The sequence below is a fragment of the Cellulomonas composti genome, from assembly GCF_007990245.1.
GTDB classification, from domain to species: Bacteria; Actinomycetota; Actinomycetes; order Actinomycetales; family Cellulomonadaceae; genus Cellulomonas; species Cellulomonas composti.
Genome location: NZ_BJWG01000002.1, coordinates 329,066 through 354,111, shown reverse-complemented (window position 1 = coordinate 354,111; position 25,046 = coordinate 329,066). Strand labels below are relative to the sequence as shown.

At 74.2% G+C, this 25,046-nt stretch carries 20 protein-coding genes and 1 riboswitch; of the genes, 9 read left to right on the top strand and 11 right to left on the bottom strand.

The annotated features are described in order from the left end of the window. Positions 1 to 19 precede the first annotated feature (19 nt). Positions 20 to 247 (top strand): helix-turn-helix domain-containing protein, encoded by a 228-nt coding sequence (locus CCO02nite_RS04175; protein ID WP_146841768.1) that lies wholly within the window; start codon positions 20 to 22, stop codon positions 245 to 247. A gap of 196 nt (positions 248 to 443) precedes the next feature. Continuing rightward, complete coding sequence (locus CCO02nite_RS04170; protein ID WP_146841767.1) at positions 444 to 866, top strand: (deoxy)nucleoside triphosphate pyrophosphohydrolase; 423 nt, start codon at positions 444 to 446, stop codon at positions 864 to 866. A 96-nt stretch (positions 867 to 962) separates the two neighbouring features. Here CCO02nite_RS04170 and CCO02nite_RS04165 read toward each other — a convergent pair whose 3' ends face one another. The 7 genes from CCO02nite_RS04165 to CCO02nite_RS04135 all read right to left on the bottom strand — a co-directional run bounded on the left by CCO02nite_RS04165 (position 963) and on the right by CCO02nite_RS04135 (position 14,167). Next, positions 963 to 2,102, bottom strand: a complete 1,140-nt coding sequence (locus CCO02nite_RS04165; protein WP_246117332.1) for a MalY/PatB family protein — start codon at positions 2,100 to 2,102, stop codon at positions 963 to 965. A 394-nt stretch (positions 2,103 to 2,496) separates the two neighbouring features. Further along, positions 2,497 to 4,830, bottom strand: a complete 2,334-nt coding sequence (gene metE / locus CCO02nite_RS04160) for a 5-methyltetrahydropteroyltriglutamate--homocysteine S-methyltransferase (RefSeq protein WP_146841766.1) — start codon at positions 4,828 to 4,830, stop codon at positions 2,497 to 2,499. 98 nt (positions 4,831 to 4,928) lie between these two features. Beyond that, positions 4,929 to 5,849 carry a methylenetetrahydrofolate reductase gene (locus CCO02nite_RS04155; RefSeq protein WP_246117331.1) on the bottom strand — a complete coding sequence of 307 codons (921 nt, stop codon included), beginning with the start codon at positions 5,847 to 5,849 and terminating at the stop codon, positions 4,929 to 4,931. A 59-nt stretch (positions 5,850 to 5,908) separates the two neighbouring features. Then, positions 5,909 to 6,006, bottom strand: a riboswitch (SAM riboswitch). Positions 6,007 to 6,101: 95 nt separating this feature from the next. Beyond that, positions 6,102 to 6,299: a hypothetical protein gene (locus CCO02nite_RS04150; protein WP_146841764.1), complete on the bottom strand. Its 198-nt coding sequence runs from the start codon at positions 6,297 to 6,299 to the stop codon at positions 6,102 to 6,104. A 156-nt stretch (positions 6,300 to 6,455) separates the two neighbouring features. After that, a complete protein-coding gene (locus tag CCO02nite_RS04145; RefSeq protein WP_146841763.1) occupies positions 6,456 to 7,139 on the bottom strand; it encodes a DNA-3-methyladenine glycosylase I in 684 nt (227 codons plus the stop codon). A 763-nt stretch (positions 7,140 to 7,902) separates the two neighbouring features. Beyond that, positions 7,903 to 12,234 (bottom strand): ATP-dependent RNA helicase HrpA, encoded by a 4,332-nt coding sequence (hrpA, locus tag CCO02nite_RS04140; protein WP_246117330.1) that lies wholly within the window; start codon positions 12,232 to 12,234, stop codon positions 7,903 to 7,905. Positions 12,235 to 12,343: 109 nt separating this feature from the next. Beyond that, positions 12,344 to 14,167: an alpha/beta hydrolase gene (locus tag CCO02nite_RS04135; RefSeq protein WP_146841761.1), complete on the bottom strand. Its 1,824-nt coding sequence runs from the start codon at positions 14,165 to 14,167 to the stop codon at positions 12,344 to 12,346. 130 nt (positions 14,168 to 14,297) lie between these two features. Between CCO02nite_RS04135 and CCO02nite_RS04130 the strand changes: the two genes are divergently transcribed. The 3 genes from CCO02nite_RS04130 to CCO02nite_RS04120 all read left to right on the top strand — a co-directional run bounded on the left by CCO02nite_RS04130 (position 14,298) and on the right by CCO02nite_RS04120 (position 19,254). Continuing rightward, positions 14,298 to 14,786, top strand: coding sequence for an aminoacyl-tRNA deacylase (locus CCO02nite_RS04130; protein ID WP_146841760.1), 489 nt, complete (start codon positions 14,298 to 14,300; stop codon positions 14,784 to 14,786). A 92-nt stretch (positions 14,787 to 14,878) separates the two neighbouring features. Then, a complete protein-coding gene (locus CCO02nite_RS04125) occupies positions 14,879 to 16,024 on the top strand; it encodes an exonuclease SbcCD subunit D (RefSeq protein WP_146841759.1) in 1,146 nt (381 codons plus the stop codon). Continuing rightward, the gene (locus tag CCO02nite_RS04120; RefSeq protein ID WP_146841758.1) at positions 16,024 to 19,254 is read left to right on the top strand and encodes an AAA family ATPase; all 3,231 of its coding nucleotides are present in this window, start codon (positions 16,024 to 16,026) and stop codon (positions 19,252 to 19,254) included. Before CCO02nite_RS04125 ends, CCO02nite_RS04120 begins: the two co-directional genes overlap by 1 nt. Before the next feature lie 19 nt (positions 19,255 to 19,273). Here the strand turns inward: CCO02nite_RS04120 and CCO02nite_RS04115 are convergent, their stop codons facing one another. Further along, a complete protein-coding gene (locus tag CCO02nite_RS04115; RefSeq protein ID WP_146841757.1) occupies positions 19,274 to 19,687 on the bottom strand; it encodes a hypothetical protein in 414 nt (137 codons plus the stop codon). 123 nt (positions 19,688 to 19,810) lie between these two features. Here CCO02nite_RS04115 and CCO02nite_RS04110 point away from each other — a divergent pair, with 123 nt between their 5' ends. Further along, positions 19,811 to 20,794 carry a GmrSD restriction endonuclease domain-containing protein gene (locus CCO02nite_RS04110; RefSeq protein ID WP_246117329.1) on the top strand — a complete coding sequence of 328 codons (984 nt, stop codon included), beginning with the start codon at positions 19,811 to 19,813 and terminating at the stop codon, positions 20,792 to 20,794. Positions 20,795 to 20,810: 16 nt separating this feature from the next. Continuing rightward, on the top strand, positions 20,811 to 21,500 hold the full coding sequence (locus tag CCO02nite_RS04105) for an LmeA family phospholipid-binding protein (RefSeq protein ID WP_146841756.1): 690 nt from the start codon (positions 20,811 to 20,813) through the stop codon (positions 21,498 to 21,500). 16 nt (positions 21,501 to 21,516) lie between these two features. On the opposite strand, the gene CCO02nite_RS04100 is transcribed toward CCO02nite_RS04105, so the two are convergent. After that, the gene (locus tag CCO02nite_RS04100) at positions 21,517 to 22,224 is read right to left on the bottom strand and encodes an HNH endonuclease family protein (RefSeq protein ID WP_246117328.1); all 708 of its coding nucleotides are present in this window, start codon (positions 22,222 to 22,224) and stop codon (positions 21,517 to 21,519) included. Between the two features lie 131 nt (positions 22,225 to 22,355). On the opposite strand from CCO02nite_RS04100, the gene CCO02nite_RS04095 reads away from it, so the two are divergent. Next, positions 22,356 to 23,105, top strand: a complete 750-nt coding sequence (locus tag CCO02nite_RS04095) for an MIP/aquaporin family protein (RefSeq protein ID WP_146841755.1) — start codon at positions 22,356 to 22,358, stop codon at positions 23,103 to 23,105. 52 nt (positions 23,106 to 23,157) lie between these two features. On the opposite strand, the gene CCO02nite_RS04090 is transcribed toward CCO02nite_RS04095, so the two are convergent. Then, positions 23,158 to 23,595, bottom strand: coding sequence for a nitroreductase family deazaflavin-dependent oxidoreductase (locus tag CCO02nite_RS04090; RefSeq protein WP_146841754.1), 438 nt, complete (start codon positions 23,593 to 23,595; stop codon positions 23,158 to 23,160). Between the two features lie 171 nt (positions 23,596 to 23,766). Here CCO02nite_RS04090 and CCO02nite_RS04085 point away from each other — a divergent pair, with 171 nt between their 5' ends. Then, on the top strand, positions 23,767 to 24,270 hold the full coding sequence (locus tag CCO02nite_RS04085) for an FBP domain-containing protein (protein WP_146841753.1): 504 nt from the start codon (positions 23,767 to 23,769) through the stop codon (positions 24,268 to 24,270). A 39-nt stretch (positions 24,271 to 24,309) separates the two neighbouring features. On the opposite strand, the gene CCO02nite_RS04080 is transcribed toward CCO02nite_RS04085, so the two are convergent. After that, complete coding sequence (locus CCO02nite_RS04080; RefSeq protein WP_146841752.1) at positions 24,310 to 24,930, bottom strand: L-threonylcarbamoyladenylate synthase; 621 nt, start codon at positions 24,928 to 24,930, stop codon at positions 24,310 to 24,312. Between the last annotated feature and the right edge of the window lie 116 nt (positions 24,931 to 25,046).

The window sequence follows — 25,046 nt, the reverse complement described above, 5'->3', positions numbered from 1 at the left end:
GCACAACCCGGAGGACACCATGAGCATGCTGGAGACCAGCGGCACCGGCATCACCGAGGCCCTGACCCGGCGCGAACGTGTCGTTCTCGCCGAGCTGGGCGAGGACGTCACGCTCGAGGAGATCGCAACCCGACTCTTCGTCACCCGCAACACCGTCAAGTCCCAGGTGCGGAGCGTCTACCGCAAGATCGGCGTCTCGACGCGCGCGGAGGCCGTCGCCTGGGCGCAGGCACACGGCATCAGCTGATCTACCGGCCGGCGACGGGGTCCAGACGCCGCCGGCCGCATCGTGGCCCGCGCGCAGCGAGGTGCGCGCACGGACCTGCACGAGAACGGCCCGCTCCCCGTGGCGGGCCGTTGTCGTGCCCGGCGCTCCCGCGCGGACGGCGTCGATCGCGTCACACTCGCCCCCCGCGGACGCGACGTTTGGCAGACTCGCGGCCATGGAGCCCGTGCTGGTGGTGGCCGCCGCGATCGTCGACGATCTCGACGACCCCTTCGAGCTGCTGGCGGCGCGCCGCGCGGTCCCGGCATCGCTCGCGGGTCGTTGGGAGTTCCCGGGCGGCAAGGTCGACGGTGACGAGTCGCCCGTCGAGGCGCTGCACCGTGAGCTGCGCGAGGAGCTCGGCGTGCGGGTCCTCCTCGGCGACGAGGTCGTCGGGCCCGACGACGGCGCGTGGCGACTCTCGGAGCAGTACGTGATGCGGCTGTGGTGGGCGGAGATCGACTCCGGCACCCCCGAACCGCTCGTCGAGCACGACGAGCTGCGCTGGCTGCCCCGCGCCCGCTGGCGCGACGTGCCGTGGCTCGACGCCGACGTGCGGATCGTCGACGCTCTGGTCGGGCAGGTCCGCGACCCCGGCTGACCCACCCCGGCTGACCCGCCCCTCCGGCTGGCCCGCCCCGACTCGCCCGACCGACCTCGACCCTGAGACGGCCGGCCGTGCCGTTCGACCCGCGGGTCAGCTCGCCGGGACGCTCGCCGCGATCCGGTCGACCGCGTCGGCCAGCACCTCCTGGGACGCCGCGAGGTTGAGCCGCACGTGCCCGCGGCCCGGTGCGCCGAACGTCGGACCCGGGTTCACCGCGACCCGCCCGGTGCGCAGCAGCGCCCGCGCGGGATCGTCGTCGGACGGGAAGGCTCCGCGCAGGTCGAGCCACGCGAAGTACGTCGCCGCGCCGGGTACCCAGCGTGCGGCGGGCACCCACTCACGCAGCAGTTCGCCGAGCAGCGCGCGGTTGGCTCGCAGGTCCTCCAGGAGCTCGTCGAGCCACGCGTCACCCTCGCGCAGTGCGGCGGCGTGCGCGAGCACCGGTACGTGCCCGACCTCGCTCGCGACGAGGGCGGGCAGCCGCTCGAGGTCGCCGACGGCCGCCGGACCCGGCACGGCGACGGCGGCCTTGAGCCCGGCGAGGTGGAACGCCTTCGACGCGGAGTGCAGGGCGATGGCGTCGGGGATGACGGTCGTCGCGGAGACGAACGTGCCGTCGAGCGTGAGTGGCGCGTGCACCTCGTCGGACACGACGCGCACGCCGTGACGGTCGGCGACGTCGCGCAGCGCGCGCAGCTCGTCGGGCGTGTGCAGCGTGCCGGTCGGGTTGTGCGGGTGGCACAGCAGGTAGACGGCCCGGCCGCCGCCGGCCCGGGCCCGTGCGAACGCGTCGTCGAGCGCGGCGGGGTCCAGACGACCGGCCTCGTCGAGCGGCGCCTCCAGCACCCGACGGGCCGCGTGCGTGACGTACGCCCAGAACGGCGGGTACACCGGCGGGCTCACGACGACGACGTCGCCCGGGTCCGTGAGCAGTGCGACGGCCTCGACGACGCCCTGCATGATGTCCGGCACGAGGCGCATGCCGGCCGGATCGGCCGCCCAGCCCCAGCGGCGCTCCGCGAAGGCGGCGAACGCCTCCTGGTAGCGCGGCCCGTACGGGTAGCCGGTGTCGCCGCGGCGGACGGCCTCGGCGACGGCCCGCACGACCGGCTCGCAGACCTCGACATCCATCTCGGCGACCCACAACGGCAGCACGTCGTCGGGGTACTGGCGCCACTTGGCGCTCGTCCGGGTGCGCAGCTCGTCCAACGGGACGTCAAAGTGGCTCACCACCCCGACGCTACCGGCAACCCCCCGCCCCACCCCGCCCCGCGCCCCGCGCCCACCCGCACGCCACCTCGCCCCCGCCCCGCGCCCGCCCCCGCCCCGCCCCCTAAGCGAACGCGTGGATGCAGACATGGGTGCAGTTCTGGCGGGGTGCACCCGCCCGATGCTGCATCGATGTCTGCATCCACGGGTTGGTGCTATGGGAGCGGGGGCCAGTGTCGGGGCTTTCCGCCCCGGCGCCCCGCGCGGGCGCCCCGCCCCGGCGCCGAGTTCTCGCGTCCTCCACCAACGTGTGGATGCAGAGGTGGGTGCAGTTCTGGCGGGGTGCACCCGCCCGATCCTGCATCGATGTCTGCATCCACGCGTTGGTGCTGCGGGAGCGGGGTCGGGGTGGGGGCTAGAGGGTGGCGCGGACCGCCTGGGTGGCCGTGAGCATGTGCTCCAGGCTGGCGGTGGTCTCCTCGTAGCGGCGGGTCTTGAGGCCGCAGTCCGGGTTGACCCAGAGCTGGTCGACCGCGATGGCCTTGACCGCACCCGTGAGCAGCTCGGTCATCTCGTCGACCGACGGGACGCGCGGCGAGTGGATGTCGTACACGCCGGGGCCGACGGCGCGCGGGTAGCCCGCCGCGGCGATGTCCTCGACGATCTCCATCTTCGAACGCGCCGCCTCGATGGACGTCACGTCGGCGTCGAGGCCGTCGATCGCACCCATGATCTGGCCGAACTCCGAGTAGCACAGGTGCGTGTGGATCTGCGTGTCGGGACGCACGCCCGAGGTCGCGAGCCGGAACGAGCGCACCGACCAGTCGAGGTACGCGGCGTGGTCCTGCGCCCGCAGCGGGAGCAGCTCGCGCAGCGCGGGCTCGTCGACCTGGATGATCGCGATGCCCGCGGCCTCGAGGTCGACGATCTCGTCGCGCAGCGCGAGGGCCACCTGGTTGGCGGTGTCGCCGAGCGGCTGGTCGTCGCGCACGAAGCTCCACGCGAGGATCGTCACGGGACCGGTGAGCATGCCCTTGACGGGCTTGTTCGACAGCGACTGCGTGTACGTGGTCCAGCCGACCGTGATCGGGGCGGGCCGGGATACGTCGCCCCACAGGATCGACGGGCGCGTGCAGCGCGAGCCGTACGACTGCACCCAGCCGTTCTCCGTGACCGCGAACCCGTCGAGGTTCTCCGCGAAGTACTGCACCATGTCGTTGCGCTCGGGCTCGCCGTGCACCAGCACGTCCAGGCCGATGCGCTCCTGCAGCTCGACGACGCGGCGGATCTCCGCCTTCATCTCGTCCTCGTACTGCGCGTCGGTCAGCTCGCCCTTGGCGTGCGCTGCGCGAGCCTTGCGGATCTCGGGCGTCTGCGGGAACGAGCCGATCGTCGTCGTCGGCAGCGGAGGAAGGTTCAGGCGCGTGGTCTGCGCGGCCTTGCGCTGCTCGAAGTCGCCGCGGCCGAACGCGTCCTCGGTGAGCCCGGCCGCGCGCTCGCGGACCTCCGGGCGCACGACACCGGCGGCGCCACGCCGCGACGCGACCGCGTCGGACGCCTCGAGCAGCGCCTCGTGGATCGCCTCGCGACCCTCGACGATGCCCTCCGCGAGCGTGACGACCTCGCCCACCTTCTGGTCCGCGAACGCGAGCCACGAGCGCAGCGTCGGGTCGAGGTTCGGCTCGTCGGCCGTGTCGTGCGGGACGTGGAACAGCGACGTGGACGTGCCGACCGCGACCGCGGCCGCGCCGAGGTTCTCGAGCTGCTCGAGGATCGCGAGCTTCGCGTCGAGGTCCGCGCGCCAGATGTTGTGGCCGTCGATCACGCCCGCCACGAGGGTCTTGGTCTCCAGACCGGGGACGGCCTCGGTGGGGGCGGCGCCCTTGACCAGGTCGATGCCGATGGCCTCGACGGCGGTCGCGGCGAGCACGGGCAGGCCGGCGCCGAGGTCGCCGTAGGGCGCGGCGACGAGGATCGCCGGGCGCTGCGGGCGCTCGAGCTCGCCGGCCAGCGCGCGGTACGCCTCGACGACCGCGGCGAGCAGGCGCTCGGTCGGGACCTCGATCGAGTCGGAGACCAGCGCCGGCTCGTCGAGCTGGACCCACGGCGCCCCCGCGGCCGCGAGGTCACGCAGCAGGTCCGCGTACACGGGCAGCAGGTCGGGCAGGCGGTCGATCGGGCTGAAGTCCGCCGGGGCGTCCGCGGTGGGCTTCGCGAGCGCCAGGTACGTCACGGGTCCGACGAGCACGGGCCGCGTGGTCACGCCGTCGGCGAGGCCCTCGACGAACTCGCGCACCGGGCGGTCGCTCGCGTACCGGAACTCGGTCTCCGGGCCGATCTCGGGCACGAGGTAGTGGTAGTTCGTGTCGAACCACTTGGTCATCTCGAGCGGCAGGTCGTCACCGCGGCCGCGGGCCACGGTCGAGTAGCCGGCCAGGTCGAGCTCGCCGCGCTCGTCGACGAGGTCCGCGAACCGTGCGGGGACGGCGCCGACGACAGCCGTCGCGTCGAGCACGTGGTCGTAGAACGAGAACGCGCTCGGGATCGCGGCGACGTCGGTGCGCAGACCGAGCTCGGCCAGGCGAGTGCGAGTGCGGCGGCGCAGCTCGGCCGCGGTCGCCTCGACCTCGTCGGCGCTCGAGCGGCCGGCCCAGAACGCCTCGACGGCCTTCTTGAGCTCGCGGCGGGGCCCGATGCGCGGGTAGCCCAGCACGGAGCCGGTCGGGAACTGCGGGGTGGTGTCGGTCATGGCCAGCCTTCGGACTCGATGGGTCGTGCGGATCGTACGTGGCGGGCGCGGCGGCCCGGGTTCTGCGCGGGCGGGTCAGCCCGGTGCGGTCGTGAGCCTCACGCCAGGACGGCCGCCGGGGCCGACGAGCGTGCGCCGCTACCCCGAAGCCCCGCACCGTCCAGCAGGTCGAGCGCGGCGTGGTGCTGGTTGTAGGTGTACACGTGCACGCCGGGCGCGCCGCCGTCGAGCACGCCCTTGATGAGGTCGATGCCCGCGCGGACGCCGCGGCGGTGGCGGTCCAGGTCGTCCGACGCGCTGCCGAGCTCCTCGAGCAGGGTCGTCGGCACCAGGACGCCGGTGAGCTCCTGGACGCGCAGCAGCCGACCGGGGTCGGTGCTGGGGATGATGCCCGGGATGATCGGGATGACCACACCCGCGTCGCGCGCCTCCGCGACCAGCTCGAGGTAGGACTCGGCGTCGAACACGACCTGCGTGATCGCGAAGTCGGCACCGGCCTCCTGCTTGGCGAGCAGGGACGCCACGTCCTGTGCCCGCGTGCCGCCCGTGCCGGCGTTGCCGCGCGGGAACGCGGCGACGGCGATGGACAGCGGGCGCACCCGGGCCCGCACGGCCTGGCTCGCACTGCCGGCGCAGCGACGCGTCTCGATCTCGCGGAGCAACCCGACGAGGTCTCCCGCGGTGTGGAGGCCCTCGGGGTGCGGACGCCAGTCGGGCTGGTCGAGCGGCGGGTCGCCGCGCAGCGCCAGGAACGAGCGCACGCCTTCGTCGAGGAACTCCTCGACGATCTCGATCGTGTCCGCCCGCGAGGTGCCGACGCACGTCAGGTGCGCGATCGGGTCGAGGTTGGTCTCCTGCAGGAGGCGCGAGACGAAGACGCGCGAGGTCTCGCGGGTCTTGCCCGCCGCGCCGTAGGTGACGGAGACGAAGTCCGGGTGCACCTGCTCGATGGCGCGCACGGTCTCCCAGGTACGCGGGGCGGCGTCCGGGTTGCGGGGCGGGAACAGCTCGAACGACACGGTCGGACGATCGACCGATGCCGGTGCGGCGTGCGCCCCCGGGGGACGGGACATCGTTTACTCCATCGAGCCTGGCGGAAGCACCCACACCCTGCACGTTCGAGGGGGGTTGCTGCGGCGTCGTCGAGCCAGGTCTCTCGGCCGCTCTGGATGGTTGCCGCGATGCTAGACCGCGGCCCACATGCTGAGCAAGGCTGCCCACGTTGCGAGACGAACGACGTCGCGCCTCAGCCGTCCGCGGCTCGGACGGGGTCAGGCGCGCTGACGAGGGCGCTGGTGCGGCACGTCGATCCAGCTGGCCGCAGCACCGGCGGGCACCGAGAGCAGACCAGCCTCGACCGCCTGCAGGACGAAGGTGTCCGGTGGCGTCGAACCGCCCAGTGCCGCCTGCGCGCCGCGGACGGCATCGAGCTCTCCGTCGAGCGCGCCGTCGTGGGGCAGTTCGGTCATGGGCGGAACTGTAATCCGCGACCGGGCCTCACGCCGAGAGCCCGCGCGCGAGATCACCCCATGGGAGCATCCGCCCGGTTCGCCGGTCCCCGTCCGGCGCGTCGTGCGCGACCCGCCGGTGCGACCGCCGGCCCCCGCCCGCGTGGGCGGGAGCGCCTACGGCCGTCCGGCGACCGCCGGGCACGTGGCGAGGTGGTCGTCGACGAGCCCGCACGCCTGCATCGCCGCGTACGCGGTGGTCGGCCCGACGAAGCGGAAGCCGAGCGACTTCAGCTCCTTGGCCAGCGCGCGGGACTCGGCCGTGGTCGCCGGCACGTCGGCCCAGGTCGCCGGGCGCTCGCGGCCCGCGTCGCCGGGGGCGTGCGACCAGACCACCTCGTCGAGCGTGCGACCCGCCGCGTGCAGCGCGACGAGCGCGCGGGCGTTCGCGATCGTGGCCTCGATCTTCATCCGGTTCCGCACGATGCCCGCGTCGCCCAGCAGCCGCTCGACGTCGTGCTCGTCGAACCCGGCGACCGTGACGGCGTCGAACCCCGCGAACGCGGCCCGGAACGCCTCGCGCTTGCGCAGCACCGTGATCCAGGACAGTCCCGACTGGAAGCCCTCCAGCGCGATCCGCTCGAACAGCTCGGCCTCCCCGTGCACGGGCGCGCCCCACTCGTCGTCGTGGTACCGCTCGTACAGCGGGTCGCCGTCGCCGAAGCACCGCCCGGCCGCCCGCGGCGCCGGCACCACCTCCGCCGCCTCGCCCGCCGCTTCCGTCGCCGCCGCCGTCGCCGCTTCGGTCGCCGTCTCGGTCGCCGTCTCGGTCGCCGTCGTCGCCGCAAGGTCCGTCGTCATGCGCCGAGTCTGCCGCAGCCCACTGACGGCCCGGCCCGCCTGGGCGGCCACCTGTGGACACGCGGGGTCACGCCGCACCGGCGGTCCGGCAGTCTCCGAGGCGACGATCGCCTCCGCCAGGGCGAGTCCATGCGGACCGATCGCGAACAGCCGGTCGCCGATGCGACCCCCTCCGCAGGTGGGGGGGGGCAGTCGCTGCGCGGTTCGCGGTGCTGCGAGGAGCTGGCGGCAGGGCGGCATCGTGCGGCGCTCTGCTCGTTGACGGACGGTTGCGGCGTCTACGGACGTCCGGGATGTCGGCGGACAGTGCCGTTGCGCGGTCCGTAGACGCTGCAGGGGTCCGCAGATGCTGCGGCGGTCCGTAGATGCTGCGGGGGTCTGGCGGCGTTGGGGTGCGGTTGTCTGGCGGTCTGGTCGTTGATGGACGGTTGCGGCGTCTGCGGACGTCGGGGATGTCGGCGGACAGTGTCGTTGCGCGGTCCGCAGACGCTGCGGCGGTCCGTAGACGCTGCGGGTTCGTGGGTGCTGCGGGGGCCCGGCGGCGTAGGGGCGCGGTTGTCTGGCGCTCTGGTCGTTGATGGACGGTTGCGGCGTCTGCGGACGTCGGGGATGTCGGCGGACAGTGCCGTTGCGCGGTCCGTAGACGCTGCGGGGGTCCGTGGATGCTGCGGGTCCGTAGATGCTGCGGGGGTCCGTGGGTGCGGTGGCGGGACGGGGGTGCTGGTGAGTGCGGTGGGTTCTCGTCGTCGAGTGCCGGGCGCGGTCAGCGGGCTGCGGCGACGGCCTTGCGGATGCGCTGCGCGGAGACCGGGACCGGCGTGCCGAGCTGCTGGGCGAACAGCGAGACGCGGAGCTCCTCGACCAGCCAGCGCACGTCCGCGAGAGCCGCGGGGACGCCGGCCGGGCGCGCGGCCGCGGCCCGCCGGGCCTCGTCGTACTCCTGCTCGACGTCGTGCACCTGCCAGGCGAGGTCCGCATCGCGCGCGGGGTTCTCGGCGGCCTTGGTCAGCCGGTAGGCGGCGGCGCGCAGGTAGCGCGTGAGCTGCGGCAGGCGCGCGGCGCCGACCTCCGCGACGAAGCCGGCGTGCACCAGCGCCGCCGACTGCGCGCGCACGTCCTGCGCCGTGGCCAGCAGCGCGAGGCTCGTGGTGCCCTTGACCTGCACCTCCAGCTCGCGCCACGCGGTCAGCACGACGAGGAGGTCGCCGACGAGCCGGTGCACCGCATCCTCGAGCCGGTCCCGGACGAACGCCCGCAGCTCGGCGTAGGCCGCCTCGTCGCGCACGTCGTGCGGGGCGCGGCCCGACGCCGCGAGATGCTGGTCGGCCAGCGCCTCGGCGGCGGCGAGCTGCACGTCCGCGACCAGTGCGGCCGTGCCGGGGTACGGGCTCGCCGCGAGCGCGAGCGCCTGCTGCCCCGTCCAGCGGCTCGTGACGCGAGCGGTCGCGAGCCCGACGTCGAGCACCAGGAGCCGGCGCAGCCCACGCCGGGCCGCGAGCGGCCGGGCGGACTCGTCGGCCAGCGTGCGGACCGCGACCGAGCCGTCGGGCTCCGCGACGAGCGACGGGAACGCCCGCACCACGGCGCTGCCGCCACCGGCCTCGACCACCTCCGGCAGCACCATCCCCGCCGGCCACCCGACGAGCCCCTCCCGCACGACCCCGGGCGCCGGACCGTCCGGGCCCTGACCCGCGGCCCGGCCCGTGCGCTCCCGCGCATGGCCCGCCGAGGGACTCACGGCCGCGGGCGGCACGGTGGTGGACGGCACGGTGGTGGGCGGGGCGGGGGTGGCCGAGGCCATCGCCTCACGGACCGCGCGGCGGACCGCGGTGTCGACCGCGGCCTGCGCCTGGGGCGCGAGGCGACGCTGCAGCACCGCGAGGTCGGTGCCCTCGTCGATCACGCCACCGCGGTCGCCGACGACGCGGAACGTCAGCCGCAGGTGCGGGGGCAGCCGCTCGTCGTCGAACGCGTCGTCGGGCACGTCGACGTCGCGCAGCGCGCGCACGGCTCGTCGGAACGCGTCGTGGAACGAGGGCGCGGCGTCGCCGGCGCGCACCGTGTCGGCCCACGACGCCATGTGCTCGCGCAGCCACGCGCCCACCGCGCGCGCGACGTCCGGCGCGGGCACGAGCTGCACGCGGACCGGCTTGGGGAGCGCGCGGATCGTCGCGGTGACGAGCTCGTCGAGCAGGCCGGGCACCATCCAGCCGAACCCGTCCGGCGTGACGCGCGCAAGCTGGCCGATCGGGATGTGCACCGTCACGCCGTCGGCCTCGGTGCCGGGCTCGAACTGGTAGGTCAGCGGGAACGTCAGGTCGCCCTGCGGCCAACGGCTCGGGAACGAGGACTCGTCGATCGCGTGCGCGTCGTCGGCCACCAGCAGCTCGCGAGAGAACGAGAGCAGGTCCGGGTCGCGACGGCGGGCGCCCTTCCACCACTGGTCGAAGTGCCGGGACGAGACGACGTCGTCGGGGATCCGTTCGTCGTAGAAGTCGAACAGCGTGTCCTCGTCGGCGAGCAGGTCGCGCCGGCGCGCGCGTGCGGCGAGCTCCTCGGCCTCGGCGAGCAGGCGGCGGTTCTCGTGGAAGAACTGGTGGTGCGTGGTCCACTCGCCCTGCACGAGCGCGTGCCGGACGAACAGCTCGCGCGCGTGCGCGGGGTCGACCTTCGCGTACAGCACGCGACGCCCCGCGACGATCGGGACGCCGTACAGCAGCACGCGCTCGGTGCACGTCGCGGCGCCCTGCCGGGTCGACCACGCGGGTTCGGAGTAGGTGCGCTTGACCAGGTGGCCCGCGAGCTCTTCGGCCCACTCCGGCTGGATCCGCGCGGCGTCGCGCCCCCACAGCCGGCTCGTCTCGACGAGCTCGGCCGCCATCACCCACGCCGGCGGCTTCCGGGCCAGGCCCGAGCCCGGGAAGATCGCGAACCGGGCCCCGCGCGCGCCCAGGTACTCGTTGCGCGCGCGGCGGTCCGGCCGCGCGTCGGGCTTGCGGCCCTGCGTCCGACGAGACGGCGCGGCGACCTCCGTCGCCTCCTGCATCCCGATGTGCGAGAGCAGCCCGGCGAGCACGGACTGGTGGATGCGGTCGGCGTCCCACTCGCGCCGCAGCTCGCCGCGCCGATCGACCGTCGCTGTTCCGCCGGAGGCGTGCTCGTCGGTGCGCGGGTCCTCGTCGGCGGTGGGCAGCGGCCGGGGTGCGGCCATGGTGATGTGCAGCGGCTTGGCCAGGTCGCGCAGCTGGGTGACCACGTCCTGCCACTCGCGGATGCGCAGGTAGTTGAGGTGCTCGGAGCGGCACATCCGCCGGAACGCGCTGCCGGACAGGTCGCGGCGCTGCTCGCGCAGGTACTCCCACAGGTTGAGGTAGGCGAGCAGGTCGGAGGTGGGGTCGGCGAACCGTGCGTGCAACGCATCGGCCTTCTCGCGCTCGTCGGCCGGCCGTTCGCGCGGGTCCTGGATCGAGAGCGCGGCGACGACGACGGAGACGTCCCGCGCGACGCCGCGGCGGCCCGCCTCGACGACCATCCGCGCCAGCCGCGGGTCGATCGGGAGCTGTGCGAGCGCCCGCCCGATGTCGGTCAGCCGCGTCGCACCCTCGTCGGACGAGAGCGCGCCCAGCTCGGTGAGCAGCTGCACGCCGTCGCGCACGGCCCGCACGTCCGGGGCGTCGACGAACGGGAACGAGACGACGTCCTGCGGCGAGGCGGCGACGCCGACCGCGATCATCTGCAGGATCACCGAGGCCAGCGACGTGCGCAGGATCTCCGGTTCGGTGAACCGGGGCCGCGACTCGAAGTCGTCGGGCGAGTACAGCCGGATCGCGACGCCGTCGGCCACGCGCCCGCACCGGCCCGACCGCTGCTGCGCGGACGCCTGGCTGATCGGCTCGATCGGCAGCCGCTGCACCTTGGTCGCCTTCGACCAGCGCGAGATGCGTGCTGTGCCGGGGTCCACGACGTACCGGATGCCGGGCACGGTCAGCGACGTCTCGGCGACGTTCGTCGACAGCACCACCCGGCGGCCGGGGTGCGACGCGAACACGCGGTGCTGCTCGGCCGCGGACAGGCGGCTGAACAGCGGCAGGAGCTCGACGTGCTGGGGGTGCTGCGGGTCGGTCGCGCGCGCGCCGAGCGACGTGCGCAGCGCGTCCTGCGCGTCGCGGATCTCCCGCTCACCGGACAGGAACACGAGGATGTCGCCGGGCCCGACCCCGCACAGCTCGTCGACGGCCTCCGTGATGCCGGTCATGAGGTCGCGCTCGCGGGTCGCGGGCGGCGGGGTGGTGCGTCCGCGTCCCGACGAGGCACGCGGGGCCGGCGCCGGCGCGGCGTCCTCGTCGGACGTGCCGAGCGCGTCGGGCGACAGCGGGCGGTAGCGGACCTCGACCGGGTACGTGCGGCCGGTGACCTCGACGACCGGCGCGGGCACACCGTCGGGGTGCTCGGGGGTCGGCGGGCCCGCGAAGTGTCGGGCGAACCGCGCCGAGTCGATCGTCGCGGACGTGATGACGACCTTGAGGTCCGGCCGGCGGGGCAGCAGCCGCGTCAGGTAGCCGAGGATGAAGTCGATGTTGAGCGAGCGCTCGTGCGCCTCGTCGACGATGAGCGTGTCGTAGGCCAGCAGCATAGGGTCACGCTGGATCTGGGCGAGCAGGATGCCGTCGGTCATCACCTTGACCAACGTGTCCTCGCTCGACGTGTCGGTGAACCGGACCTGGTAGCCGACGACGCCGCCCAGTGGGGCGTCCCCGACGATCTCCTCGTTGATGCGTTCGGCGACGGCGCGTGCCGCGATCCGGCGCGGCTGGGTGTGACCGATCTGACCGGCCCGGCCGCGACCCAGCTCGAGCGCGATCTTGGGCAGCTGTGTGGTCTTGCCGGAGCCCGTCTCGCCCGCGACGATCACGACCTGGTGGTCGCGGATCGCGGCGGCGATCTCCGCACGCCGCGCGCTGACCGGGAGCTGTTCCGGATAGGTGATCGTCGGGAGGTCGACCGCCGCGCGCGCGGCGGCGGCGCGCTCTCGTCGGGCCGGGCGGCGCTCGTCGGTGCGGCGCGCGCGGCCGGGCGGCTGCTGGCGGGGGCTCACGGGCGTCGATCGTCGCACGCCGGGTGCCGGCCGGGCACGTGCGAATACGCGCCGACGGGGCCGTGGCGTGGGCCACGACCCCGTCGGGGCATGCGATGGTGCGGAGCGGTCAGTACCGCGGAGTCGCGCCGGGCAGCGGCGGGATCACCGGCACGACACCCTCACGCGGACCGGTCGGCAGCGTCTTCGTCCCCGAGACCGACGACGTCGACAGGCTCTCCGTGCCGCTCGTGAACGGCTGGTCCGCGTGGCAGACCGTGCCCTCGGCGGGCAGCTTCTTGGCCAGCAGGTACTGGTCGACCGCCCACGTCGCGCACACGGACGTCCCGTACGCGGTGTGACCCCAGTTGTCGCTCGAGAGCAGACGGGAGTTCGGCAGCAGGTCGGCCGCCGTCACGGCGCCCTGGTAGTTGGTCGCCGGGTCCCAGTAGCTGCCGACGACGAGCACCGGGTTGGCGGTCCGGTGGTCGAACGTGCCGCGGTACGCGTCCTCGTCGGACCGCGTCCACGTCTTCGACGCGCACGGGGCCGAGGCCCACGACCACAGCGCGCCGAAGCCGGGGGCCTTGGTGCCGTTCTTGATCGCCTTGGTCCAGCGACCGCCGAAGGCCGGGTTGGTGCCGTCCGAGCACAGCACGCTCTGGTACGCCTCGAGCTGGTTGATGTACGGGAAGCCGAATCCGGCGCGCACACGGGCGTCGTGCGCGGTCTGCCGCTCGTTCGCGGCGGTCTGCCGTGCCTTGTAACGCGCCGCGAGCGCGGCGTTCGCGGCCTTGCCCTTCGCCGAGCTCGGAAGCTCGAGCTGCATCGTGCGCAGGAAGTACAGGTCGCTGTCGACCCAGGCCCAGGCGTACATGTCGTACATGTCGCCGAGCAGGACGTTGATCGCGTCGGCGAACGTGATCCGCCAGAGCACCTCGTCGCCGTCGGTGATCTCGATCGGCTTGGCCTTCAGGCCGGCCATCGTCTTCTCGTAGACGCTCTGCGCGTTGCCGAGCTGGGCGGTCATGCACAACCCCTTGCCGGCTGTCGCGCAGCTGGCGAGGATCTGACGGAGGGACTTCCAGGCGCCGTCGCCCGACGCCATCCGCTGGGTCATGGGCCACGCCGCGGTCTCGGCGCTGCCCTGCCACGCGACGGGGTCGATGACGCCGTCGATCGCGAGCGCCCGGACACGGTCCGGGAACATGTTGGCGTAGACGTTGCCCAGGTAGGAGCCGTAGGAGAAGCCGAGATAGGTCAGCTTGGTGTCACCGACCGCGCGGCGCAGCACGTCCATGTCGCGCGCGACCTGGGCGGTCGACATCGCGCCCACGAGCGGCGAGGACGTCGTCGAGCACGCGGTGCCGAAGCGCGTGGTGTCCGTCAGGTACGCGGCCGTCTCGTCGGTGCCGCGCGGGAAGGCCGTCGACAGGAACGTCGTCCCCACGTCCCGCTTGAGCTCGCCGAGGTTCTTCCAGCACTGCACGTTGGCCCCGTAGTTGGTGCCGCGCGGGTCGAGGCCGATGATGTCGAACTTCGCGCGCACGCGCGCCGACAGGTAGTACTGCGACAGGGCTGCGAACTCCACGCCCGAACCGCCCGGCCCCCCGGGGTTGACGAACAGCGAGCCGATGCGGTGGCTCGGGTCGGTGGCGGGCTGCTTGAGCACCGCCACCTCGGTCGTCGGACCCGTGGGGTCGTCGTAGTCGAGCGGGAGCTCGACCGTGGCGCACAACGAGCCCTCCATGAAGTAGAGCGAACAGTCGCTCCAGTCGAGGTCGGGCGTCGGCACCGCGTCGACGCGGGCGACCTCCTGCGGGCTGGTGACGTCGGACGTCGGTGCGACGGCCGGGCTCACATCGGGCGCTGCGCCGGCTGCGGTGGCCGTCAGCCCGATGGCGAGCAGCCCGACGAGCGAGGTGAGGAGTACGGGCGGTGGTCGACGAAACATCTGTCCCCCTGCGAGTGGTGAAGCACGAGCACACGCGCGTGCCGTCATACCTTGGCGAATCGGGCATGGCCACGCAAGGGACCTTGGGCGCTGTTCGCCCGAACGGGTCGGTGCATCTAGCGTGGTTCGGGTGACGGGGACGACGAGCGGTGAGCGGCGCGCCGTGGCGGCGCTCGAGGCGAGCGGGCTGACGTTCGACCTGACGAGGCACGGACCGGTCGGGTCGCTCGCGGAGGCCGCGGCGGTGCGTGGCGTCGAGCCGGCCGCGATCGTCAAGACGCTGGTGGTGCGCCGGGGCGACGACGACTTCCTGCTCGTCCTGGTGCCGGGTGACCGCGCGATCGCGTGGCCCAAGCTGCGTGCGCTGCTCGGCGTCACGCGGCTCTCGTTGCCCGATGCGGGCACCGCGCGCGAGGTGACCGGCTACGAACGCGGCACGATCACGCCGTTCGGGTCGCTGCGTGAGCTGCCCGTGATCGCCGACGATCGGGTGCGCGGCAGGACCGTGTCGATCGGCGCGGGCGCGCACGGGGTCGCCGCGACCCTGGACGGCGACGCGCTCGTGCGCGCGCTCGGCGCGACCGTCGCCGACGTCACGCAGGCCTCCGACGACGACTGACGCGGCTCGTCAGGCGGTCGGCAGCAGGACGATCCCGGCGGCCGCGGCCCGTCGCGGCGGGCGTGTGGGTGGGCCGGGCTAACGTCCGGGGCATGCGGATGCTGCACACGTCGGACTGGCACCTGGGCCGGTCGCTGCACGGGGTCGACCTGCTCGACCACCAGGCGGCGTTCCTGGACCACCTGGTCGACGTCGCGCGCACCGAGCAGGTGGACGCGGTCGTCGTCGCGGGAGACGTGTACGACCGGGCGATCCCGCCGGTCGAGGCCGTGACGCTGCTCTCGGAGACGCTCGCGCGCCTGGCCGAGCACACGACGGTCGTCGTGACGTCGGGCAACCACGACTCGGCGACCCGGCTGGGTTTCGGCGCGGCGCTCATGCGCGAGCGGATCCGGTTGCGCACGCGCGTCGCGTCGCTCGCGGAGCCGGTCGAGGTCGGCGGGGCGCTCGTCTACGGACTGCCCTACCTGGACCCGGACTCGGTGCGCGACGAGCTGGGCGACGGCGAGCCGCTCGCGCGTTCCCACGAGGCGGTGCTCGGTGCGGCGATGCGACGGGTCCGTGCCGATCTCGCGCGGCGGGGTCGCCCGTCCGGGGACGCGGTCGTGGCGGCGCACGCGTTCGTCGTGGGCGGGCTGCCGAGCGAGTCGGAGCGGGACATCCGCGTGGGCGGCGTGGACGTCGTCGCGGCCGAGGCGTTCGCGGGCGTCGGCTACGTCGCGCTCGGGCACCTGCACGGCGCGCAGCAGGTCACGGGCCCGCAGGGCACGGTCCTGCGCTACTCGGGCTCGCCGCTCGCGTACTCCTTCTCCGAGGCGCGGCAGGTGAAGTCGTCGGTGCTCGTCGAGGCCGTGGCCGGCCAGGTGCGCACCGAGCTGGTGCCGTGCCCCGTGCCGCGCCGGCTGGCGGACGTCACCGGCACGCTCGCGGACCTGCTCGGTGCCGCGGGTGAGGCGCACGTCGCGGACTGGGTCCGGGTGACCGTGACGGACGACGTCCGGCCGGGCGATCTGTACGCCCGGGTGCGTGGGCGCTTCCCGCACGCGCTCGTCGTCCAGCACGAACCGCCGCAGCGGGAGCGGGCCAGCACGTCGCACGTCGTGCCGGGTGCCGCGGACCCGGTCCAGGTCGCGGCCGACTTCGTCGCGCACGTCACGGGCCGGCCCGCGGACGACGGCGAGCGCGCGGTGCTGCGCGCGGCGTACGAGGACGTCGTCGCGCTGGAGCGGAGCGCCTGATGCGCCTGCACACGCTGACGCTGCAGGCGATCGGCCCGTTCGCCGCGGAGCACACGGTCGACCTGACCGCGCTGGGCGCCTCGGGCCTGTTCCTGCTCGAAGGGCCGACGGGTGCGGGCAAGTCGACGCTCATCGACGCCGTGGTGTTCGCGCTGTACGGGAAGGTCGCGGCGGAGAACGCGAGCGACGACCGCCTGCGCTCGGCCTTCGCCGACGAGGACACCGAAAGCTTCGTGGACCTGATCTTCGAGGTCGGGGCGGGCGTCTTCCGCGTCCGGCGTACGCCGGCCTACGACCGCGCGAAGCGGCGCGGCACGGGCACCACGCGGCAGCAGGCCTCCGTGCGGCTGTGGCGGCTCGGGCCGGACGGTGGACCGGGCACGGTCATCTCGACGCGCCTGGACGAGGCCGGCGACGAGATCACGCGGCTCGTCGGGCTCGACCGCACGCAGTTCGTCCAGACGATCGTGCTGCCGCAGGGTGAGTTCGCGCGGTTCCTGCAGTCGAAGCCGGAGGAACGCGTCGGCCTGCTGCAGAAGATCTTCGGCACGCAGGTCTACGAGCGGCTGCAGCAGCGGCTCGCCGAGCGACGACGCGAGTCGGAGCGTGAGCTGGCCGCCGCCCGCGCCGCGCTCGCCGGCCGTCTCGCGCACCTCGCGGGTGCGGCGAGGCTCGACGAGGGGGCAGCCGCGCACGTGGCTGAGCGGGTCGACGCGGCGCTGTCGGCGGACCTGCCCGTCCCGGTGCCCGCTCCGTCTTCGACCGGTGCGCTCGCGCTCGGGCCCGCCGTCGGGTCCGCGGTCGAGCAGCGTGGCCCCGCGGACCGTGTGCGCGATGCGCTGGACGAGTGCGTGGACGAACTGGCCGTGCAGGTCCGTGAGCTCGCGGCGACCGCCACGACGACGGCACGCTCCGCCCGGACGGCGCGCACGGCGCTCGACGAGGCTCAGGCCGGCGCTGCGCTGCTGGCCCGCCGCGACCGGCTGCGCGAGGAGCAGGCGGTGCTGGTCGAGGGCGCCGAGGCGCACCTCGACGCACGGGCCCGTCTGGTGCGGGCGCGCGCGGCACAGGCCGTGCGGCCGCTGCTCGACGGCGCCGCGGTCGCAGCCTCCGAGCAGGAGGCCGCCCACAAGACACTTCTCGCCGAGCGTGACCTCGCTCCGACCGAGCTCGAGTGGCTGCTCCCCGCTTCCGACACCGACTCTGACACCGACACCGACTCCGACAACAGCGTCGACGGCGGGGGCCGTGCGGGCGGGATCGCCGAGGGTGCTGCCACCCGGAGTGCGCGCGGGTCGAGGCCGGCGCACTGGTCCGCGGCGCGGTCGCTGCTCGCGGACGCGCATCGGGACGCGGTCGGCGCGGTCGCCGCGCTCGTGCGTGCCGTGGACCTCGAGGCCGACCTCGAGCGGCGGCGGCGTGAGGTGCGCGACGAACGCGACCGGGTCGACGACCTGGCGACCGAGATCGCGGCGCACGACGCGTGGCTGGCCGACCGGCCCGCGCAGCGCGTCGTGCTCGCAGAGCGCCTGGACCAGGTGCGCGCGCAGGCGGCCGACGAGTCCGCGGCGATCGCGCTGGTCGAGCTGTGCGCGCAGCGGGTCGCGGCGTTCGGCACGCTCGCGGAGCTCGCGGACCAGGTGCTCGACGCCGGTGCCCGGGTCTCGTCGCGGCGGGCCGCGGCCCTGAGCGCGGTGGCGCGCGAGAGCGCGACGCGGACGGCTCGGATCGCCGGGCTGGCGGGCGAGCTCGGGCAGGCGCTCACCGCCGGTGAACCGTGCCCGGTCTGCGGATCCGCCGAGCACCCGCACCCCGCGCGTCGCACGCCCGACCACGCGACCGCGGAGCAGGTCGCGCTCGCGGAGCAGGAGCGGGTCGAGGCCGAGCGTGCGCTCGCCGCGGCGGTCGAGGCGCTCGCCTCGCTCGAGGCCCGGCGTGCGGCGATCGCCGAGCCGCTGCAGGGCCTCACCGAGCCGGAGTGTGCGGCGGAGCTCACGGCGGCGAACGAGCGGCTTGCGGGTGCACGCTCGGCGGCGGCCGGCCTGCCCATGGCGCTCGCCGCTCTCGACGAGCACGACGGCGAGACCGACCGCCGCAGGCAGGAGCGGGTCGCGGCCGACGCCGAGCGCGGCCGGGCCGACACCCGCGCCCAGGCGTTCACCCAGGCGCTGGCCGAGACCGAGGCCGAGGTCGCGGTCGCGCTCGCCGGCTTCCCGACCGTCGCCGCACGCTCGTCGGCGCTGCGAGCGCAGGTCGTGGCGGCGGCCGCGCTCATGGAGGCCATCGACCGCAGCGGTGAAGCCGACCGAGCGGCCGTGCGCGCCGAGCGTGAGCTCGCCGAGGCGCTCGCCGAGACCGGGCTCGACGCGGCGCAGGCCCGCGCCGCGCTGCTCGACCCCGCCGCGGTGCGCGAGCTGGACGACCGGGTGACGCAGCACGAGGCGGAGCTCGCCCGCGTGCAGACCGGTCTCGACGAGCCGGAGATCGCCGCGCTGGCACCTGATGCCACGGTGGACGTCGCGGCCGCGCGGGACGCCGAGGCGCAGGCCCGTGCTCTCGCCGACGCCGCGGCGTCGCAGCACCAGGTGGCGCTCGAGCGTGAGGTGGCCGGCCGGGCCGCTGCCCAGCAGGTGGTCGACGCTGCGCACACCCTGCTGCGGCACACGGCGCAGGCCGCGCCCGTGATGCGACTGGCGGGGCTCGCGAGCGGCACCGGTGCGGACAACGGCACGGGGATCTCGCTCGCGACGTACGTGCTGATGCGACGGTTCGAGGACGTCGTCGCGGCCGCCAACTCGCGGCTCGTGGTGATGTCCGACGCCCGCTACGAGCTGGTGCGCACGGACGGCAAGGAGGACGGCGGTGGGCGCCGCACGGGTCTGGCGATGCGCGTGATCGACCACCGCACGGGCTCGCCGCGCGATCCGCGCACGCTCTCGGGCGGCGAGACGTTCTACGTGTCGCTGTGCCTGGCCCTGGGGATGGCCGACGTGGTCACCGCGGAGGCCGGCGGCATCGAGCTCGGGACGCTGTTCGTCGACGAGGGCTTCGGCTCGCTCGACCCGCACACGCTCGACCAGGTGCTCGCGGAGCTGGGCCGACTGCGCGCCGGCGGCCGTGTCGTGGGTGTGGTGTCGCACGTCGACACGCTCAAGCAGTCGATCGCCGAGCGCATCGAGGTGCGGCCGACCGCGGCCGGGCCGAGCACCCTCGTCGTGCGAGCCGGTTGACCGAGGTGGTGAGCCCGCGTCACCAGGACCAGCCGCGAGAGGTCAGCTCGACCTCCTCGCGGAACCGCTCGCCGGGGTCACCGAGCGCGTGGGCCTCGACCTCGACGCCGGCCATGCCGCACGCTTTCGCGAGGAGCTGGTCGTACGCGAGCTGCGTGGCGATGATCCGCTCGGCGCGGGCGTACAGGTGCGGGTCGAGCTCGAGCTCGCGGACGTGGTCGGCGACCTTGGTGAGCCGGTCCTGCACCCACAGTGCGTCGAACGGGTCCGGGGGCTTCGGGTGCCGGTTCCGCAGGATCTCCGCCCATGCCTCGAGGTGCTCGGCTGCGACCGTGCGCCAGCGCGGCGTGGCGTTCTCCGACGGGAACCATGACCACACAGCCCCGAAGATGAGTGCCGGCACGCACAGGCTGGCCAACAGCAGGAACGTCATCGTGTGCCCCTCGTCGCGCACTACGCACCAGGCTAGGACCGAGACGTGACCCGCGCCACACCCTTTGCACCACCGGACGCACGGACGTCGGCATTGCGGCGCACGGGCCGCCGACGCGTCGGGGTGCTGATCCCCCTGGTCGTCGCGCTGACGTTCGGCACCGCGGGTTGTTCCCCGGGCGCCGAGACCGGGGCAGAGCCGCGGGCCACCGCGTCCCCGAGCGCGACCGACGGGCCGGGACGGACCGGCGAGAGCAGTGCGACGCCCGTGCCGACCCGGCCCGCGGCGACACCCAGCCCCCTCGATGCGGCCGCGGGCACCGCGCTGGAAGCCCTGGGCGACCTGTCGGTCAAGGGCCGTGCGCCGCGTACCGGGTACGACCGGGCGCTGTTCGGCGACGCGTGGGCCGACGTCGACGGCAACGGCTGCGACACCCGCAACGACGTCCTGGCGCGCGACCTGGTGGACCTGACCTACGAGTCGGGCTCGGACTGCGTCGTGACGAGCGGTCTGCTGCACGACCCGTACACCGGCCACGACGTCCCGTTCGTGCGGGGCATCGCGACGTCGGCCGACGTGCAGATCGACCACGTCGTCGCACTGTCGGACTCCTGGCAGAAGGGTGCCCAGTCATGGGACGCGGCGACCCGCGAGGCGTTCGCCAACGACCCCGGCAACCTGCTGGCGGTCGACGGCCCGACGAACATGTCGAAGGGTGACGGCGACGCCGCGACCTGGCTCCCGCCGAACAAGGCGGTGCGCTGCGCCTACGTCGCGCGTCAGGTCGCGGTGAAGACCGCCTACGGCCTGTGGGTCACGGCCGCCGAGCGCGACGCGATCGCACGCGTGCTGGCGACCTGCCCGGACGAGCCGCTGCCGGCGGTCGTCGGACCACCGGCCGGATCGTCGCCCGGGTCGTCGGGCACCACCGCACCGGCCGACCCCTCGACGTCCCCCTCGACCGACGCCCCCGCCGGCGTGGTGGAGTTCGCCAACTGCGCTGCGGCCTGGGCCGCCGGGGCGGCGCCGCTGCACCGCGGCGACCCCGGCTACGCGGCGCGGCTGGACCGCGACGGCGACAGCGTCGCGTGTGAGACGCCGCCGTGACCCCTACGGTGGGCGGGTGAGCGCCAAGGGCTGGATCATCGCCGTGTCCGTCGTCGCGGTCGTGGGGGCGGGCGCGGTCGCCGCCGACCGCGTGATCGCACGCACGACGGAGGAACGCGTCTCGCAGGCCGTGGTCGACAACCTCGAGGACGTCACCGGCACGCCGACGGTCGAGATGGGGGGCTTCCCGTTCCTGACGCAGGTCCTGCGCGGCAGCATCGACACGATGACGGTGACGGTCGACGGCGCGACCCTCGGCGGCCTGCGGGCGACGGATGTGGTGTTCGAGGGGACGTCGGTCTCGACGACCCAGCCGTACACGGTCGGTGAGGCGCAGGTCGTGGCCGTCCTGCCGACCTCGTCGCTGCAGACCGTGGTCGCGGAGCGGACCGGACTCGACCTGACGCTCACGGTCGACGGCTCGACGATGCGGGTAGCGGGGTCGCTGCTCGGCATCGACCTGTCCGCGGCGATCGAGCCGGGCGTCGAGGACGGTGCGCTGGTCGTCGACGTGGTCGACATCGAGCTCGGCGGCGTGACCATCACGATCGACGACCTTCCGGACGCGATCGGTTCGGTGCTCTCGGGCCTGCGCGTGCCGATCGACGAGCTGCCGGAGGGCATGACGCTCGCGTCGGTCTCGGTCATGCCCGACGGGCTCGCTGTCACCGCCACCGGCACGGACGTGGTGCTCGAGCAGCCGTGAGCCCGAGCAGCTGCGATCAGCGTGTGACGGTGCAGGACCCGATCGCCGCGGCGAGCGCGGCACGTTCGTCGGACGCGACCGACAGCCCGTACGCGGCCTTCACCCGGACCTGCCGGACCGCGTAGACGCAGCCGTAGCCAGGGTCGGGCGGGAGCCACTGCGCGGCGTCGGAGGCGCCCTTGTCCTCGTTGGCGGGTCCGTCGACCGCCAGCAGGTTGGCGGGGTCGTTGGCGAACCGCTCCCGGCGATCCGGCGACCACTGCGCGGCCCCGGACGCCCACGCGTCGGCCAGCGCGACGACGTGGTCGATCTGCACGTCCGCGGAGCGCTCACCCCGGAGGAAGGGGATCGTGCGGCCGGTGTACGGGTCGGCGAGCGAACCGGAGAGGACGACGCATGCGTCGGCGGGGTCGAGCGTCACGGCGACGAGGTCGCGACGCAGCACGTCCTGGCGGGTGTCGCACCCGTTGCGGTCGACGTCCGCCCATGCGGTGCCGAACTCCGAGCGCTCGTAGGCGTCCGCATGCTCGTCGGGACCCCGGACCCGCAACGTGGCGAGCGCGACGAGCGCCGCGTCGCGGTCCGCGACGGTGACCGGGTGCCGTGCGGACGCCTGCACGCGCCCGAGCGCGGGCGCCCCGAGCCCGAGCGCGAGGCAGACCGCCGCGACGAGCACCCACACCAGCCGACCGCCCACCCGACCGCCCATCCGCCCGCCGTGCACCGCACCAGGGTGTCGACATCGCGGGCGCCGGCCGCGACCGGACCGCCGCGACGGGTAGCCGCTCGCACGGATCCGGGGCTGGGGGCGGGTCGGGCGTGACCGCGACGCCCGCGGCCTGCCAAGGTGTGCGCATGGATCCGACGTACAGCCTCGCGACCCGGTTGGCCTGCGAGTTCATCGGCACCGCGATCCTCATCATCCTGGGCAACGGCACGGTCGCGAACGTGCACCTCAAGGGCTCCAAGGGGTACGGCGGCGGCTGGTCGCTCATCGCGATGGGCTACGGCTTCGGCGTGATGATCCCGGCGCTCATGTTCGGCGGCATCAGCGGCAACCACATCAACCCGGCGTTCACGATCGGACTCGCGTCCTGGGGGATGTTCCCGTGGTCCGAGGTCGCGCCGTACGTCACCGCGCAGCTCCTCGGCGCGATGGCCGGCCAGCTGGCGATCGTCGCGACCCACAAGCCGTACTACGACCGCACCGAGAACCCCGACGACGTGCTCGCGACGTTCTCGACGATCAACGCGGCACACTCGCGGCTCAACGGCTTCGCCAACGAGCTGCTCGGGTCCGTCGTGCTGTTCTCGTGCGCGCTCGCGATCGTGAACTCACCGCTCACGACGAACGAGCCCGCGGTGGCCCACATGGCCATCGGGTTCCTGGTCTGGGGCCTGGTCGCGGGCCTCGGCGGACCGACCGGCCCGGCGCTGAACCCGGCGCGCGACCTGGGCCCGCGCATCGTGCACGCGCTGCTGCCGCTCAAGCACAAGGGCGGCTCGGACTGGCACTACGGCTGGGTGCCGGTCGTGGCACCGCTGGTCGCGGGCGTGATCGGCGTCGGCTGCTGGAAGCTCCTGCTCGGCGAACCGCCCGGCTGACTGCTCGGCTGACTGCCTGGCTGAGTCGGGGCACCGAACGGCCGGACGTCGATCAGTCGCGCGGGACCAGGACGAACACGGGGATCTGGCGCTCGGTCCGCGCCTGGTAGGCGTCGTAGTCGGGCCACGTGGCCACGGACCGCGCCCACCACTCGTCCCGCTCGGCACCGGTGGCCACGTGCGCGTCGTAGTCCTTCCGGACCGCACCGTCCTGCAGCTCCACGTGGGGGTTCGCGACGAGGTTGTGGTACCAGCGGGGGTGGTCGGGGGCGCCGCCCTTGGACGCGACGACCGCGTACCGGCCCTCGTGCTCCACGCGCATCAGCGCGGTCTTGCGCAGGTGCCCCGAACGGGCTCCGACGCTGGTGAGGATGATGACCGGGCGGCCGCGCATCTCGTTGCCCTCACGACCGTCGGTGGCCTCGTACAGCTCGGCCTGGCGGCGGGCGTGCTCGGAGGTGCTCGGTGCGTACTCCCCGGAAAGCGGCATGCCGGTGGCAACGCCCGCGCGCGCCGGCCGCATTCCCGGCGCCTGACGGGTGGTGAGGGCTCGGTGGTGACGGCTCGGAGGTGACGGCTCGGAGGTCGGGGGAGAATGGTCCGCGCCGCGTGGGGCGCGGCCGGCACCCGTCCGATGACACCGTCCGACGACCGAGGACCCATGGAACCCCTGACCGAGAAGCAGCTCCGCGCGTCGTTCGTGAACGCGTCGCGGCGCGAGGCCACGAACGCGGTCCTGCCCGACCTGGACGCCATGGACTGGGAGCGGCTCGACTACCTCGGGTGGCGCGACCGCAAGGCGCCGCTCGTGGCCTACGCGATCGTGCCGCTCGACGGCGAGCCGACCGGCGTGCTGCTGCGCTCCACCGACGCCAAGGAGCGCGTCCGTCGGCGCGCGGTGTGCGCGTGGTGCGAGGACGTCGTCGTGACCGACGACGTGAGCCTGTACGTGGCACGTCGGGCGGGCGCGTCCGGTCGGCGCGGCAACACCGTCGGCACGCTGATCTGCACGCACTTCACCTGCTCGGCCAACGTCCGGCGACCGCCGACGCGCACGGAGGCCGGCAACGACGACGAGACCCGGCAGATCCTGGTGGCCAGGAGGATCGAGGGCCTGCGCGAGCGCTCCGCGCGCTTCGTGACCGAGGCCCTGCGCGACGTCTGAGCCGGTCCCACCCTGAGCCGGTCCCACCCCGAGCCGCGGTCACTCGAAGCGGCTGGGGTCCCCCGCACCCTCGCGCACGACCTCCGGTGCGCCCGAGGTCCAGTCGACGACGGTCGTCGGAGTCGTGCCGCAGTCGCCGGCGTCGACCACGGCGTCGAGGTCGTGGTCGAGCTCCTCCTTGATCTGCCAGCCCTCGGTCATCGGCCACTCGTGGCCGGGCATGAGCAGGGACGACGACAACAGCGGCTCGCCCAGCTCGCGGACGATCGCCACCGCGACCGGGTGGTCCGGGATGCGCACGCCGACGGACCGCTTCTTCGGGTGCGAGAGCCGGCGTGGGACCTCGGGCGTCGCGGGCAGGACGAACGTGTAGGGGCCAGGCGTCGCGGCCTTGATCGCGCGGAACGCGGAGTTGTCCAGATGGACGAGATGGCCGAGCTGCGCGAAGTCGGCGCACACGAGCGTGAAGTGGTGCCGGTCGTCGAGGTGCCGCAGTCGTCGGATCCGTTCGGGTCCGTCGTGCGAGCCCATCGTCGTGCCGAGCGCGTAGCAGGAGTCCGTGGGGTAGGCGATCACGCCACCTGCGCGCAGGATGTCGACCACCTGCGCGACGGCCCGCGGCTGCGGGTCGTGCGGATGGACCTCCAGGTAGCGGGCCATGCCGCCAGCGTAGAGGCCGCACGCGTCACCCGCGGTCCGGCTGGGCGGGGTGCGCGAGAGGACGAACGTCCCACGGGTGGTCCCCGGATCGACCCCGACCCGGATCCGACGAGGTT